General features: G+C 54.9%; 1 protein-coding gene. It reads right to left on the reverse strand.

Translation table 11 applies throughout. The features are described 5' to 3' along the window. On the reverse strand, nt 1–232 hold a 232-nt coding region (locus R0J87_RS22125), incomplete at its 3' end, for an RHS repeat-associated core domain-containing protein (protein ID WP_498889001.1). Nucleotides 233–257 lie beyond the last annotated feature (25 nt).

Here is a 257-nt window from a genome sequence, read left to right on the forward strand (position 1 = left end):
CTGGAATGAAGCTAGCAAGCTCTGGGTCATAGTACCGCGCGTTGAGGTACTGTAGCCCAGCACCGGCGTCGAAACGTTCGCCGATGAAGCCTTTTGTCTCTTCTGCAGTTGCCAGACCGGCACTGCTGACCCGTTCATCTATCGTTCCAAAGGGCGCATAGGTCGCGTTCTTGATTTCCTCACTGTTGCCGTTGAGAATCTTCCGGATGGACCCCAACTGATCTCGATACATGACCTCCAACGCACCGTTGACGAGG

The sequence above is a fragment of the Halomonas sp. SIMBA_159 genome, assembly GCF_046536035.1.
Classification (GTDB): Bacteria; Pseudomonadota; Gammaproteobacteria; order Pseudomonadales; family Halomonadaceae; genus Vreelandella; species Vreelandella venusta_A.